General features: G+C 65.8%; 12 protein-coding genes and 1 tRNA gene. 6 read left to right on the forward strand and 7 right to left on the reverse strand.

Annotated elements, in window-relative coordinates:
* The first annotated feature begins 44 nt into the window (after positions 1–44).
* The 3 genes from egtB (at position 45) to egtD (ending at position 3,296) form a co-directional block, all read left to right on the forward strand.
* The gene (gene egtB / locus AB0J29_RS13875; RefSeq protein ID WP_364784460.1) at positions 45–1,385 is read left to right on the forward strand and encodes an ergothioneine biosynthesis protein EgtB; all 1,341 of its coding nucleotides are present in this window, start codon (positions 45–47) and stop codon (positions 1,383–1,385) included.
* A gap of 109 nt (positions 1,386–1,494) precedes the next feature.
* Positions 1,495–2,328 carry an ergothioneine biosynthesis protein EgtC gene (gene egtC / locus AB0J29_RS13880; RefSeq protein ID WP_364784463.1) on the forward strand — a complete coding sequence of 278 codons (834 nt, stop codon included), beginning with the start codon at positions 1,495–1,497 and terminating at the stop codon, positions 2,326–2,328.
* Positions 2,325–3,296, forward strand: coding sequence for an L-histidine N(alpha)-methyltransferase (egtD, locus tag AB0J29_RS13885; protein ID WP_364784466.1), 972 nt, complete (start codon positions 2,325–2,327; stop codon positions 3,294–3,296). Before egtC ends, egtD begins: the two co-directional genes overlap by 4 nt.
* A gap of 25 nt (positions 3,297–3,321) precedes the next feature.
* Here the strand turns inward: egtD and AB0J29_RS13890 are convergent, their stop codons facing one another.
* The 7 genes from AB0J29_RS13890 to AB0J29_RS13920 form a co-directional block, all read right to left on the reverse strand.
* Complete coding sequence (locus tag AB0J29_RS13890) at positions 3,322–3,972, reverse strand: DUF2461 domain-containing protein (RefSeq protein ID WP_364784469.1); 651 nt, start codon at positions 3,970–3,972, stop codon at positions 3,322–3,324.
* Between the two features lie 111 nt (positions 3,973–4,083).
* The gene (locus AB0J29_RS13895) at positions 4,084–4,770 is read right to left on the reverse strand and encodes a hypothetical protein (RefSeq protein ID WP_364784472.1); all 687 of its coding nucleotides are present in this window, start codon (positions 4,768–4,770) and stop codon (positions 4,084–4,086) included.
* Positions 4,771–4,808: 38 nt separating this feature from the next.
* Positions 4,809–5,069, reverse strand: a complete 261-nt coding sequence (locus AB0J29_RS13900; protein ID WP_364784475.1) for a hypothetical protein — start codon at positions 5,067–5,069, stop codon at positions 4,809–4,811.
* A gap of 58 nt (positions 5,070–5,127) precedes the next feature.
* Positions 5,128–5,700 (reverse strand): hypothetical protein, encoded by a 573-nt coding sequence (locus AB0J29_RS13905; protein WP_364784478.1) that lies wholly within the window; start codon positions 5,698–5,700, stop codon positions 5,128–5,130.
* A 226-nt stretch (positions 5,701–5,926) separates the two neighbouring features.
* On the reverse strand, positions 5,927–6,907 hold the full coding sequence (locus tag AB0J29_RS13910; RefSeq protein WP_364493360.1) for a ribose-phosphate diphosphokinase: 981 nt from the start codon (positions 6,905–6,907) through the stop codon (positions 5,927–5,929).
* The gene (glmU, locus tag AB0J29_RS13915; protein ID WP_364784481.1) at positions 6,904–8,394 is read right to left on the reverse strand and encodes a bifunctional UDP-N-acetylglucosamine diphosphorylase/glucosamine-1-phosphate N-acetyltransferase GlmU; all 1,491 of its coding nucleotides are present in this window, start codon (positions 8,392–8,394) and stop codon (positions 6,904–6,906) included. The genes AB0J29_RS13910 and glmU overlap by 4 nt, the downstream gene beginning before the upstream one ends.
* A 92-nt stretch (positions 8,395–8,486) precedes the next feature.
* Positions 8,487–8,557, reverse strand: a tRNA-Gln gene (locus AB0J29_RS13920).
* Between the two features lie 417 nt (positions 8,558–8,974).
* Here AB0J29_RS13920 and AB0J29_RS13925 point away from each other — a divergent pair.
* The 3 genes from AB0J29_RS13925 to mfd all read left to right on the forward strand — a co-directional run bounded on the left by AB0J29_RS13925 (position 8,975) and on the right by mfd (position 14,245).
* A complete protein-coding gene (locus AB0J29_RS13925; protein ID WP_364493991.1) occupies positions 8,975–9,589 on the forward strand; it encodes a TetR/AcrR family transcriptional regulator in 615 nt (204 codons plus the stop codon).
* Between the two features lie 181 nt (positions 9,590–9,770).
* Complete coding sequence (locus tag AB0J29_RS13930; protein ID WP_364784484.1) at positions 9,771–10,418, forward strand: TetR/AcrR family transcriptional regulator; 648 nt, start codon at positions 9,771–9,773, stop codon at positions 10,416–10,418.
* Positions 10,419–10,633: 215 nt separating this feature from the next.
* A complete protein-coding gene (mfd, locus tag AB0J29_RS13935; RefSeq protein ID WP_364784487.1) occupies positions 10,634–14,245 on the forward strand; it encodes a transcription-repair coupling factor in 3,612 nt (1,203 codons plus the stop codon).
* The last annotated feature ends 124 nt before the right edge of the window (positions 14,246–14,369 follow it).

The raw sequence follows: 14,369 nt of genomic DNA on the forward strand, positions 1-14,369 counted from the left end.
CAGCCGCGCGTCGCCGACCAGACCGAGTTCGGGAGATACCCATCGTGACCATTCAGTACCCCGCAACGGATAATTCCGGCACCGAACAATTGCGTGACCGGATCGCCGAAGTGCTCACCCGCGCAAGGGATCGCACCACCGGCCTCACCACCCTCGATGAAGCAGAGCTGGTCGCCCAGCATTCGCGACTGATGAGCCCGCTCGTCTGGGATCTCGCCCATATCGGCAATCAGGAAGAGCTCTGGCTGGTGCGCGATGTCGGCCGACGCGAAGCGGTGCGTGCCGATATCGATGAGCTGTACGACGCTTTCAAACACGCTCGCGCCAATCGCCCGGAACTGCCGTTGCTCAACCCCACCCAGGCTCGTGGCTATGTCGGCGCCGTGCGCGATCAGGTGTGGGATGTGTTGGAAACCAGTGCCTTACACGGTAATCCGCTGGTCGACGGCGGCTTCGCGTTCGGCATGATCGCCCAGCACGAGCAGCAGCACGACGAAACCATGCTCGCCACCCATCAATTGCGCACCGGTCCCGCTGTGCTGTCCGCGCCCGCCGCGCCCTCGGCGGCGACTCGGGTCGGTGGCGAAGTCGTCATTCCCGCAGGCGAATTCACCATGGGCACCTCGACCGACCCATGGGCACTGGACAACGAACGCCCGGCGCATCCGGTGCACGTATCCGCCTTCGCCATCGACGTCGCACCGATCACCAATGCGCAATACCTGGCCTTCATCGCCGACGGCGGCTACGAGCGGCCCGAGCTGTGGTCCGAACGCGGTTGGGCGCACCGGCAGGAGGCGGGCCTGGTGGCGCCGCAGTTCTGGGAGTGCGATCCGGCCGGGCGCTGGTGGCGTCGGGTATTCGGCGTGATGACGCCGGTGCGCTCGCAGCAGCCGGTGGTGCACGTCTGCTGGTTCGAGGCGGAGGCCTACGCCAACTGGGCTGGTAAGCGCCTGCCCACTGAGGCCGAATGGGAGAAGGCGGCGCGCTTCGATCCGCAGACCGGCACTTCCCGCCGCTACCCATGGGGCGATGCCGAACCCGATTCCGCCACCGCGAATCTCGGCCAGCGGCATCTCGAACCCGCCGAGGTCGGTGCGTACCCGGCCGGTGCCTCCCCGGCCGGTGTGTACCAGCTCATCGGCGACGTATGGGAATGGACCGCATCGGGTTTCGAGGCGTATCCGGGCTTCCGTGCTTTCCCGTACGCCGAATACTCCGATGTCTTCTTCGGCGGCGACTACCGTGTCCTGCGCGGCGGTTCCTTCGGCACCGATCCGGTCGCCTGCCGCGGCACCTTCCGCAACTGGGACCACCCCATCCGCCGTCAGATCTTCTCCGGCTTCCGCCTGGCCCGCGAACTGCGAAAAGGGGAGGGCGAGTGAGGGGCTCGATGATGGCCGCGCCGATTCCGATCGGCGGGCAGTCGGCCGCGTCGTCACAACGGCCGACCGGCGCTCCAGTCCGGCGTGTGCTGGCGGGAGGCGAGCGCTGATGTGTCGTCAACTCGGTTACGTCGGTCCGCCGGTGCGGGTCGGCGACATGCTGACGCTCGGTTCGCATTCCCTGCGGACCCAGGCGTGGGCACCCAAGGATATGCGCGGGGGCGGGACGATCAATGCGGACGGTTTCGGGGTGGCCTGGTGGCGTGACGACGATGGCGTGACCGTCAGCCGGTATCGCAATCCGGCACCGATCTGGACCGATCCCGCCGTGGAAGAGGTTCTGCCGCAACTGGAGTCGTGGGCGGTATTGGCGGCGGTTCGCTCGGCCACCGTGGGCATGCCGGTCGAGCGGACTGCTTGTGCGCCGTTCACGCATGGTCGGTGGGCATTCAGCCATAACGGTGTGGTGCCCGATTGGCGGCGCGCGCTCAGCGCGGTCGCCGAAGAATTCGGCTGCACCGCAACCGAACTCGGCGCGGGTCAGTTGTTCGATCCGATGCGGTTGCTGGAGGCCGAATCCGCGACTGATGCGGCGACGCTGTGGGTGATCCTGCGCAGTCTGCTCTCGACCGATACGCCCGATGGTTCCTGGGCGGCGGCACCGGCGGCTTTGAGTCTGCTGGTCGCGGCCGTACTGGCTCAATCCCCGGGCGCCCGACTGAATTTCCTGCTCGGTGATGGCCAGCAGTTGTGGGCAACCACCGTCTACCACTCGCTGTCCGCCCTGGTCACCGATGATTTCGCCATCCTGTCCTCGGAACCCTTCGACGACGATCCGCGCTGGCGGCCGATTCCGGATCGACAGCTGGTCAGCGCCCGCCCCGGCGCGCTGTCCGTCACACCGCTACTCGACGTTCCAAGCACGAAAGGCTCGCTCCTATGACTGCACCGACGCTGGAGATCCACTTATCCGATGACGACCTCACCTCGGCGTTGCGCGCGGATGCCAGGCTCGGCCTCACCGCGGACCAGAAGTGGTTGCCACCCAAGTGGTTCTACGACGCTCGCGGCAGTGAACTGTTCGAGCAGATCACCGAACTCCCCGAGTACTACCCGACCCGTACCGAACGCGCGCTGCTGGAGCGGGTCGTCGGCGGGATGGCCCGCACCGCACAGGCCGAGGTCCTGGTCGAACTCGGCTCGGGCTCGGCCGCCAAGACGCGGCTGCTGCTATCGGCACTGAGCACCGAGGGACCGCTGAAAACCTATGTACCGCAGGATGTCTCGTCCTCGGCGCTGCGGGCCGCCGCCGCCGAGATCGCGGCCGAATTTCCCGGCCTCGCGGTGCACGGTGTGGTCAGCGATTTCACCGACACCCTGCACAATCTGCCGGGCGGCGGCCGACGCATGATCGCCTTCCTCGGCGGCACCATCGGCAACCTCGTCCCTGCCGAACGGGCCGAATTCCTATCCAGCATCTACGAGGTGCTCGAGCCGGGCGAGCGGCTACTGCTCGGTGCGGGCCTGGTCATCGATCCCGCCGTACTGGTACCCGCCTACGACGACGCGGCCGGTGTCACCGCCGAATTCAACCGAAATGTATTGCATGTGTTGAACAGTCGCCTCGACGCCGATTTCGAACCCGACAAGTTCGACCACGTCGCCATCTGGGATACCGAACACGAGTGGATCGAAATGCGCCTGGCGGCCACCGAGGATATGACCGTGACGGTCCGCGAACTGGACCTCACCGTCCAGTTCGCCCGCGGCGAGCAGATGCGCACCGAAATCTCCGCCAAATTCCGCATCGACGGCCTGGATGCCGAATTGGCCGCCGCCGGATTCACGACCGAACAGATCTGGACCGATCCGGACGACCGCTTCGCCCTCGTGCTCGCCGCCCGCGGCTGAACCTACCCACCCCAGCTGGCCACCCCTAGGTTCGAGCGGGTGCACCACTGACCACCGCGCCCAGCCATTCGATGAAGGGCCGCATCGCCTCCCAGGCGGTGCGGACCTCCTTTGCGGCGCGGGGCTTGTCCAACCAGGCCGGCGCCCCGTATTCCTTACTGCACGTCAGCGATTTGTGCCGGAGCAGATCGATGCGCGGATGGTCGGCGTCGTATCCCTTCGGCTTGGTCTTCAACTGCTCGCCGCCGATGGTGAATCCGTCCGCGGTGAGCTCGGCCAGAATCGCCTCCAGCTCTGCGCCGCGGACCGCGTCATCGACGGTGGCGCGCAACTGGGCGATCTGGGCGGGGGAGCCCCCGTAGAACCCGCCGCCGACGAAGAGTCCGGCCGCGCTGATCTGCACATACCAGCCCGTACCCGGGGCCACGCTGACCACCGCGCCCTGCGCGGTCTTGTACGGCACCTTGTCCTTGGAGAAGCGCACGTCCCGGTACGGGCGGAAAATCTTGGCGGTCCCGAAATCCGCTTCCAACTCCGTGGCCAGCGCGACCATCGGCGCCTTGACCGACTCCTCGTAGACATTCTTGTGCGCCATCCAGAAGGCCTTCGAGTTATCGGCTTCCAGATCCTCGTAGAAGTCCAACCCCGCGAGTGGGAACCCACCGAATCGACTCATGGCCGCGCCTCGCTCCGATCACTCATGGGCATAACCCTACGGCGCGTGACCCCAACACGGCGACGGCTGGGCGATCGGCCGGTGAACCGGCCCTGATCGCCGCCGGGTGGGTCAGTCGGAGTCCGGGACCAGGCTGCCGCTGAAGACGGCGTAGACGAGGATGAGTCCGACGATCAGGGAGATCGCCGAGACGATGGCGGCCCATTTGCCCAGGGATTCGCCTTTTCGGTGGCCGATGATGCCCAGAATGATGCCGACCGGGCCGAATAGGTAGGGGCAGAAGAGTAAAGAGATGCCCGCGCAGACGAAGCCGATGATCGACAGTGTTTGGGCGCCCGATCGCGGTCCCGGTGGGGTGTACGGCCGCGGGGTGTAGGTGGGGTAGCCGCCGTACGTGGGTTCCGGTGCGGTGTCGTCGATCGGCGGATAGACGGTGCCCGGCTGGTCCTGGTCGTACCGTGCCGACGTGTCATCCCACAGTTCCGGCCGGGCCGACTCCGGTGGGGCGCCGAAAGCCGGCCCGGGGTCACCCGGAGCCGCGCTCGATGGCGGCGGTTGCACGCCGAGATCGGGTGTGTTCCCGGCGGCGTCTGCCTGGGCCGGTGTCTGCGCGCGTGGCCCCGCCCTCCGCGGCTGCGCCGAAGAATCCGGGGCGTCGGGTTCGACGGGGTGTGATTCCCACGGTCCGCTGGAAGCCGGTGCGGCCCAAGCCGTACCCGAGGGTTCGATCGGCTCGGTTTCGCCGACCGGTTTGTCGGGCGACGCATCGCCGTGCTCGGGCTGCTGCGGAGTGGTCATCGAACTCTCCTCGTGTCTCCGGTCGGCGGGGAGGCGGGCTATAGGTCCGTATCGGCGACGATCTCCATCGCGGCGACCTCAGCGGGCCGCTCGTCCTCATCGGCGAGTGCGGCGGCCTGACGACGCGGGGTCCACTCCTGTTCGAGTTCTTCGCCGATGCCGAGTCGGCCGTCGTCCTCATTTTCCCGATAGCCTATGCACAGGTCATCGGGCGGATCCTCGACATTGCGCCGGTATGCGCGGATCTCGTCTTCCTGCCTGTCGTCCCCCAAGTCCAGGTCAAGCGGGTCACGGTCCATACCCCCAGTATCCCCCTCGATATCGCAGGCACACGGGATCCGAGGCGTGCGAACCGGGTCAGCTGAAGGCCCCGACGAAGCCGATGAAGGCGATGACCAGGATGACCGCGATCGCCAGTACCGCGCCATTGGCGATGGCCGCCCATTTGCCGAGCGATTCACCCTTGTTGTGGCCGATGATGCCGAGGACGATGCCCGCTGGTCCGGTGATCACGATGGGCAATCCGCAGAAGATCACGACCGACAGCACGGTCGCCGCCAGGCACGAGAAGCTGATGATCGAGAAGATAGGGACATCGGATTGCCGAGGCGGCGTGTAGGGCGGGTACGGATAGCCCGGGTACCCACCGGGCGGTTGCGGATAGCCGGGTTGTCCGGGGTACGGACCGGCTTGCGGGTAGCTCGGCGGATACGGGGGCGGCGGGTAGGCAGTGGGCTGCTGAAAGCCGGCGGGCGGGGTGTGCGGTGGCGGGCTTTCCGGCGAAAACGGTTGTCCCGGTTGCTGAATCAGCGTCGGATCGACACTCGGCTCCGCCGGCCAGACCTTCGTCGCGTCCACGTTGCCCTGCGGCGGTGGGGCCTGCGACTTCCCCAGGTCGACGTTCGGTTCTGAATCTTGCGGTGCAGTCATGGCCGTCCCCCTTCTCATGGCCACTGGGAATACGCCCGGACAAGGCAATGGCGGCCCGAACAGTGTCCGAGCCGCCATTTTACAAACTTCCCACGCAATGCCTGATTTCGTGAGCACATGGGTAACTCACCGGGCACACCAAGAACTCAGCTACCCACCCGACGCAGGACCTGAACGCAGGCCGCGCGGCTCTCAACTCGTATGGCCGGAATATCCGGGGAGGCGGTCACGCGTTGCCGTTGAAAAGTCCGGTGACCGAACCGTTCTCGAAGACCTCGCGGATCGTGCGGGCCAGCAGCGGCGCGATCGACAGCACGGTCAGCTGCGGGAACTTCTTCTCCTCGCTGATCGGCAGCGTATTGGTGACCACGACCTCCTTGGCACCACAGGTAGCAAGGCGCTCGGCCGCCGGATCGCTGAGCACGCCGTGCGTCGCCGCGATGACCACATCACCGGCACCGGCCGCCTTGAGGACCTTGACCGCGCCCGCGATGGTGCCACCGGTGTCGATCATGTCGTCGATCAGGATGCAGGTGCGGCCCTCGACCTCACCGACCACGCGGTTGGCCTTGATCTGATTCGGCACCAGCGGGTCGCGAGTCTTGTGGATGAAGGCCAGCGGTGAGCCGCCGAGCGAATCGGCCCACTTCTCCGCGACGCGCACCCGGCCGGAATCGGGGGAGACCACCGTGATGTGCTCGAGGCTGTAGTTGTTGCGCACGTACTCGGCCAGCTGCAGCTGCGCGTGCATGTGATCGACCGGGCCGTCGAAGAAGCCCTGGATCTGATCGGTGTGCAGGTCGACGGTGATGATGCGGTCCGCACCCGCGGTCTTGAGCAGGTCGGCGACCAGGCGGGCGGAAATGGGCTCACGGCCGCGGTGCTTCTTGTCCTGCCGGGCATACGGGTAGAACGGCAGCACCGCGGTGATCCGCTTGGCCGACCCGCGCTTGAGCGCGTCGATCATGATGAGCTGTTCCATCAGCCACTCGTTCAGCGGAGCCGGAAAGCTCTGCAGCACAAAGGCATCCGAGCCGCGCACGGATTCCTCGAACCGGACGAAGATCTCGCCGTTGGCGAAGTCGCGCGCGGTCTGCGGGGTGACGTGGACGTCGAGTTCCTTGGCCACCTGCTCGGCCAGCTCAGGATGAGCGCGTCCCGAGAAGAGCATGAGGTTCTTCTGGTTGTCGATCCATGACGCGGTCACTGCTGTTTGCCATCCTTTTGCTCGATTGCCTGACCCGACATCTCTTTGGCCGCGATGGCTTCCGCCGCCGCCCGTGCCGCGTCCGTCCCCGGACGGTTGCGCTGCACCCAGCCCTCAATGTTTTTCTGTGGCCCACCTGAAACCGCGAGTGCCCCCGGCGGAACGTTTCTACGCAGCACAGTACCCGCCGCCGTATAAGCGCCGTCACCCACTGTCACCGGTGCGACGAACATGGTGTCGCTGCCGGTCCGCACATGTGAGCCCACGACGGTGTGATGCTTTTTCACCCCGTCGTAATTGACGAAAACGCTGGAGGCGCCGATGTTGCTGTGCTCACCGATGGTGGCATCGCCGACATAGGTGAGGTGCGGCACTTTGGAGTGCGCGCCGATCGATGCGTTCTTGGTTTCGACGAATGCGCCGAGCTTCCCGGAATCACCGACAACAGTGCCGGGGCGCAGATAGCTGAACGGCCCGATATTCGCACCGGGACCGATCACGGCCTGATCACCGTGGGCGCGAACTACGTGCGCGCCCTCGCCGACGATGACGTCGGTGAGCGTGGAATCCGGTCCGATCACCGCGTCCTCACCGATGACGGTGCCGCCGAGCAACTGCACACCCGGCCGGATTTCGGCGTCTCTGGCGATCTTCACACTCGCGTCCACCCAGGTGGTCGCGGGATCGATGATCGTGACCCCGGCACGCATATGCCGTTCGAGGATGTAGCGGTTGAGGGTGCGCGCGGCCGCCGACATCTGCACCCGGTCGTTCACGCCGGTGACCTTGGCCGAGTCGAGCAGGCGTGCGCCGTGCACGGGATGTCCGGCCTCGCGCGCCAGCCGCAGCACATCGGTCAGGTACAGCTCGTGCTGGGCATTGGCGGTGGACAGTCGTCCGATCATGGTGCGCAGCACGGTCGCGTCGAAGGCGTAGACACCCGAGTTGACCTCGGTGATCGCCGACTGCACCGGGGACGTGTCGGCATGTTCGACGATTTCGGTGACCTGGCCGTCGGCATTGCGGACGATGCGGCCGTAGCCGTTCGGGTCGTCCGGTTCGAAGGTCAGCACCGTGACGGCGGAGCGTTCGGCATAGCTGCGGTGCTCGTCGAGCAGCGCGGACAGCGTGTGCCCGTCGAGTAGCGGCACATCCGCGGAGGTGACCAGTAGGTCACCGGTGAAATCTTCGGGAACCGCCGCAAGCGCGCACTGCACCGCGTGGCCGGTTCCGAGCTGTTGTTCCTGGATGGCGGTGGTGATGTCGCGGCCGAGGTCGGCGGCGACCGCGGCGACCGCGGCGCCGACTTGTTCCCGATCGTGTCCTACCACGGTGATGAGGAACGCGGGGTCGATCTCGTTGGCCGCATGCAGCGCGTGCGCGAGCATGCTTCGACCGGCCAGCGAATGCAGCACTTTAGGAGTCTTCGACCGCATTCGCGTTCCGGCACCGGCTGCGAGAACGACGACGGCGGTCTGCTGTGGCATGGATCTCCCTCGGCTGCCTGTCATCGTGCTTGGCTGTCGTCGTGCTTGTTCAGCGATGTGCGCGGCCAACAATAAGCCATCGTGCCGATGTGCTCCGCCGCCAGGACTCGAACCTGAACTATCTGAACCAAAATCAGAGGTGCTGCCATTACACTACGGCGGATTGTCACACCGGCGGATCTGGAAACCCGCCACTGCGCCAGTGGCACGGCATGAATCCTCGCATGAAGACCTCCCGTTCGTCGAACTGCTTCGCAGAATTGGCGCGCGCCCGTCGCCGCAATCTGTCCGCATCGGCCGCCTTATCTGGGCGAATGCTCCCCCACATCCCCGGAACTTCTGCCGGTCGTCGGGTATTGCGACCGTTTCCGTCGCGGGCCGGCGGCCAGGTAGGGGCTGGTATCCAGGCGCACGCGACGAGTTACCTATATTCGTACGAGATCGGTTGTCGCGCTGGCGAGACGGGGGTGCCAGTAGGGGAGCTCGAGCTGTCTGGAACAGTTGAGCTGACGACTATTGGCATGCGCGAGGAGGCGGGACGGTGTCTTCGGGTGAGCCGCCCAAGGTGTCCCGGCCGCGGATGACGGGAACTCAGCGGCGGCAGCAGTTGATCGAGATCGGTCGCGCATTGTTCGCCGAGCGGGGTTACGACGCGACCTCGATCGAGGAGATCGCACAGCGTGCCCAGGTCTCCAAACCCGTGGTGTACGAACACTTCGGTGGCAAGGAGGGACTCTACGCCGTGGTCGTGGACCGCGAAATGTCGATGCTGCTGGACATGATCACCTCCTCGCTCACCCGGAACCGGTCCAGGATCCGGCTCGAACAGGTCGCGCTCGCACTGCTGACCTATATCGAGGAACGCACCGACGGATTCCGAATCCTGGTGCGTGACCAGCCCGCAGCTACTGCCGAGGGCCGTTATTCCAGCCTGCTCAACGAGGCCACCAATCAGGTCGCGCATATTCTCGGCGGGGATTTCGAGCGGCGCGGTTTCGATACCAGTCTGACCGGTTTGTACGCGCAGGCATTGGTCGGCATGGTCTCGACGGCCGCGACCTGGTGGCTGGACGAGCGCGAACCGTCGAAAGAGGTTGTGGCGGCGCATCTGGTGAACCTGTGCTGGAACGGACTCAGCCATTTGGAAGCCGACCCGCAGCTGAGCTCGGAATGGCGCGCTGGCACGGAGGACTGAGCGCATTGGTAGCCAGTAAATTGCGCGATATGCACGTCCGAATGCTCGAATTCGCTGGCGGGCGCTCGCCTGGTGGTACGGTTCACCCATCCTCAGGGTGCTGTTCGGGCGGGAAGTCGGTCTACTTCGGGATGTCGGTCTACTTCAGGATGGCTGGTTTTAAGGATGACAGGCGGATCTGATGGCTAGGCAAGCGCGCGCGGAGATCACCCGCGATTCCGTCCTGGCGGGCGCTGCCGATGTCTTTCTGCGCTTGGGATATGCGAATGCGAGCCTGAGCGAGATCATCGCGCAGTCGAACGTGACCAAGGGCGCCTTGTACTTTCACTTCGGTTCGAAGGAAGAGCTGGCGCGCGCCGTGGTCGACCAGGGCAATGAGCGCCTGGTCAGTTCGTGCCAGGGTTTCTTCGACCCGAGAGTGCCCGCGCTCGAGGCATGTATCGGGATCACCTATGTCGTCGCGGACCTATCCATGAACGATCCGATGGTCGGCGCGATGCTCAAGCTGACCCATCAGATCGGCGACTACCGCGGCGCCCAGGGCGACAATATCGCCAAGACCTGGGGCGATACCTATCGCCTACTGTCCGAGCGGGCCATTGCCCAGGGCGACCTGGAGGCCGATCTGGACGCGGAGGTGATCGGCCTGCTGTTGCAGGAAATGACCGCGGGGGTGCACATCACGGCCGTCGGCACCGACTCGATCGATCAGATGGCAGCCCGGATGGAACGCGCCTGGTACTTCCTCTTGCCGTCCATCGTTCCCCCGGAGAAGCTCTCCTACTTCCGCGAATTCGCCGCCCGCCGCCTACGCCGCTACATCCCGTAAACGTGTCACAGCGCGTTGGTAGGTTGTGCAGTGTCGACTGATTTCGTGAGCACATGGGTAACTCGTCGGGAACGCCCAGAACTCGACCTCCCGCTCGACCGCCGGCCGCTACGACTGTGTCGTGGCACCCAACGACCGGCAAAAGGCTCGGGAGGCGGGGGAGCTTAGACTCGGTTGGCCGATCAAAAAACCCCGCCTGAGCTCAGGAGTGTTTGATGTCCACCCACCGCCCACCTCTTGCCGGACTGGCCGCGGTGGCCGGGGCCGATTCGGCCCTGCGGACAGTTGCCGACCTGGTCGGGAAGTCGCCGGTCGAGTTGGTCGGGCCGTCGGCGGTGCGGCCGTTCGTCGCGGCGACGATCGCGGCCCAGCGGCCGCTCGTGGTGGTGACGGCGACCGGTCGGGAAGCCGATGATCTGACGGTCGAGCTCGGGGAAATCCTCGGTGCGGCGGTCGCGCAGTTCCCGTCCTGGGAGACGCTGCCGCATGAGCGGCTCTCGCCGGGGGCCGACACCGTGGGGCGCCGGCTCGAGGTGCTGCGGCGACTGGCGCATCCGGAGGATCGGGTATTCCCGGAACCGCTGCGGGTCGTGGTGACGACCGTTCGCTCTCTGATGCAGCCGATGGCCGCGAGCCTCGGTGATATCGAACCGATTGTGCTGCGTGTCGGTGCGGAGTTCGATTTCGACGAATTGCTCTCGCGCCTGATCGAATTCGCCTACACCCGTGTCGATATGGTCGGTAAGCGTGGTGAGTTCGCGGTGCGCGGCGGCATCCTCGATCTGTTCCCGCCGACCGCGGATCACCCGGTGCGCGTGGAGTTCTGGGGCGACGAGGTGACCGAGCTGCGGCCCTTCGCGGTCGCCGACCAGCGTTCACTGACCGATGTGACGGCCGATGTGGTCGTCGCGCCGCCGTGTCGAGAACTGTTGCTCACCACGGCCGTTCGTGCGCGCGCCGCGGAGGTCGCGGTGGCGAATGCCGCCGATGCGGCGCTGGTCGAGATGTTGGAGAAACTGGCCGAGGGCATTCCGGTCGAGGGTATGGAGGCCCTGCTGCCCGTGCTGCAGCCCGGCGAATTGCGGCTGCTCACCGAGGTTTTGCCGGACGGAACCCAGCTGCTGCTGTGTGATCCGGAGAAGATCCGAACGCGCGCGGCCGATTTGGTGCGCACCGGTGCGGAATTCCTGGAGGCGTCATGGACCGCGGCCTCGTTCGGCGGTGCGGCGCCGCTGGGCGGGCACGGACTCGATCTGGCCGCCTCCGGCTACCGCGCGCTGCCCGAAATCCATGACAGCGCCAACGCGCTCGGTCTGCCCTGGTGGACGCTGAGCCCGCTGACCTCCGGTGATCCCGCCGAGGTCGTGCTGCCGGTATTGGCCGGTCCGGCGGCGCGCGGTTCCGATGAGCTGGTGGCGACGATCTTCGCGTCCCTGCGTGCGCATGTGCTGACCGGTGGGCGCGCGGTCGTGGTCGTCGCGGGTCACGGTACGGCGCAACGCATTCTGGAACGGCTCTCGGATGCGGACGTGCCCGCTGCGCTCTTGGCGTCGGGTGCCGAGCCGACGGCAGGACTGGTCGGTGTGCTGTGCGGTTCGCTGCACGATGGACTCGTTTTCGATGACGCCGGTCTGGTTGTCGTCGCCGAATCCGACCTCACCGGCAATCGGGTCACCGCACCGGCGGAGGGGAAGCGGCTACCGGCCAAGCGCCGCAACCAAGTCGACCCGCTGGCGCTGACCGCCGGCGATATGGTGGTGCACGATCAGCACGGCATCGGCCGCTTCGTCGAGATGATCGAGCGCACCGTCGGCGGGGCGCGGCGGGAATACCTGGTCATCGAATATGCGCCCGGGAAACGCGGTCAGCCCGGTGACCGGCTGTTCGTGCCGATGGAATCGCTGGATCAGCTTTCGCGCTATGTCGGCGGCGAGATGCCGAGCCTGTCCAAGCTCGGCGGTTCCGACTGGGCGAATACGAAACGCAAGGCGCGCAAGGCGGTTCGCGAGATCGCCGGCGAGCTGGTTCAGCTGTACGCGGCGCGGCAGGCCGCACCCGGGCATGCGTTCGGTCAGGACAGCCCGTGGCAGAAGGAGATGGAGGACGCGTTCGCGTTCACCGAGACCGTCGACCAGATGACCGCCATTGCCGAGGTGAAGGCCGATATGGAGAAGGCGGTCCCGATGGACCGCGTGGTCTGTGGTGATGTCGGCTACGGCAAGACCGAGATCGCTGTGCGCGCCGCTTTCAAGGCGGTGCAGGACGGGAAGCAGGTCGTCGTGCTGGTGCCGACAACGCTGCTGGCGCAACAGCATCTGCAGACCTTCACCGAACGGGTCGCCGGATTTCCGGTGACGGTGAAGGGGCTGTCGCGCTTCACCGATCCGGCCGAATCCCGCGCCGTGCTGGAGGGAATGGTCGACGGTGCCGTCGATATCGTGGTCGGCACGCACCGGCTGCTGCAGACCGGCGTGCGGTGGAAGGATCTCGGCCTGGTCATCGTCGACGAGGAACAGCGTTTCGGTGTCGAGCACAAGGAACACATCAAGGCGCTGCGCACGCACGTCGACGTGTTGACCATGTCCGCGACGCCGATTCCGCGCACCCTGGAGATGAGTCTGGCGGGCATTCGCGAGATGTCGACCATCCTCACGCCGCCGGAGGAACGGCATCCGGTGCTCACCTATGTCGGCGGGTACAACGATAAGCAGGTCACCGCGGCCATTCGGCGTGAGCTGCTGCGCGACGGCCAGGTCTTCTACGTGCACAACCGGGTCTCGTCGATCGACAAGGCGGCCAAGCGGATTCGCGATCTGGTGCCCGAGGCGCGGGTGGTGGTCGCGCACGGTCAGATGAACGAGGACATGCTCGAAAAGACCGTGCAGGGGTTCTGGGAGCGCGAATTCGATGTGCTGGTCTGTACCACCATTATCGAGACCGGACTCGATATCTCCAATGCGAATACGTTGATCGTGGAACGCGCCGATGCCCTCGGTCTTTCGCAGCTGCACCAGTTGCGTGGGCGCGTCGGTCGCAGTCGCGAGCGTGGATATGCCTACTTCCTCTATCCACCGGAGAAACCGCTCACCGAGACGGCCTACGACCGGCTCGCGACCATTTCGCAGAATTCGGATCTCGGCGCGGGTATGGCGGTGGCCATGAAGGACCTCGAAATCCGCGGTGCGGGAAATGTGCTGGGTGCGGAGCAGTCCGGGCATGTGGCCGGAGTCGGCTTCGACCTGTACGTGCGGTTGGTCGGTGAGGCGGTGGAGGCGTATCGGGCCGCCGCCGACGGTAAGCCGATTACGACCGAGGAGATCAAGGAGGTTCGCATCGACCTCCCGGTGGATGCGCACATACCGCCCGACTACATCACCAGCGATCGGCTTCGGCTGGAGGCCTATCGCAAACTCGCTGCGGCGCAAGATGATCCGACGGTGGAGTCCGTTGTCGAGGAACTCGTCGACCGGTACGGGCCACTGCCCGTCGAGGTCGGCAGGTTGGTGTCGGTGGCGAAACTGCGCCTGCTGGCTCGTGAATACGATGTCACCGAAATCGCAGTCACCGGAACCACATTGAAGGTTTCGCCGATGAGCCTGCCCGATTCCAAGCAGATGCGATTGAAGCGGCTGTACCCGAGCGCGGGTTATCGCGCGGCAAGTGGTGTTGTGCAATTGCCGCTGCCCCGGGTGGAGGACAGCGTCGGTGCGGACCGGGTGCGCGACCTCGTCCTGTTGCAATTCGTTGCCGACCTCTTGCTGCAATTGGATGGCAAGCCCAAGGGTTTCGTCGAATTGCGCGTCGCCACCGAGGCAACCGTTCGATGAACTCCAACCGCGAGGAAGCTGTCCTGCGTGCGGCCCGCCATGCCGCCGCGGCGGTGGGGCCGGCGAACGGCACTGGTCACCGCGAGTCCGAACCGGTTATCGGTGCCGACTCGAATTCCGAACG

The sequence above is a fragment of the Nocardia sp. NPDC049707 genome (genome assembly GCF_040674855.1).
In the GTDB taxonomy this organism is placed as follows: Bacteria; Actinomycetota; Actinomycetes; order Mycobacteriales; family Mycobacteriaceae; genus Nocardia.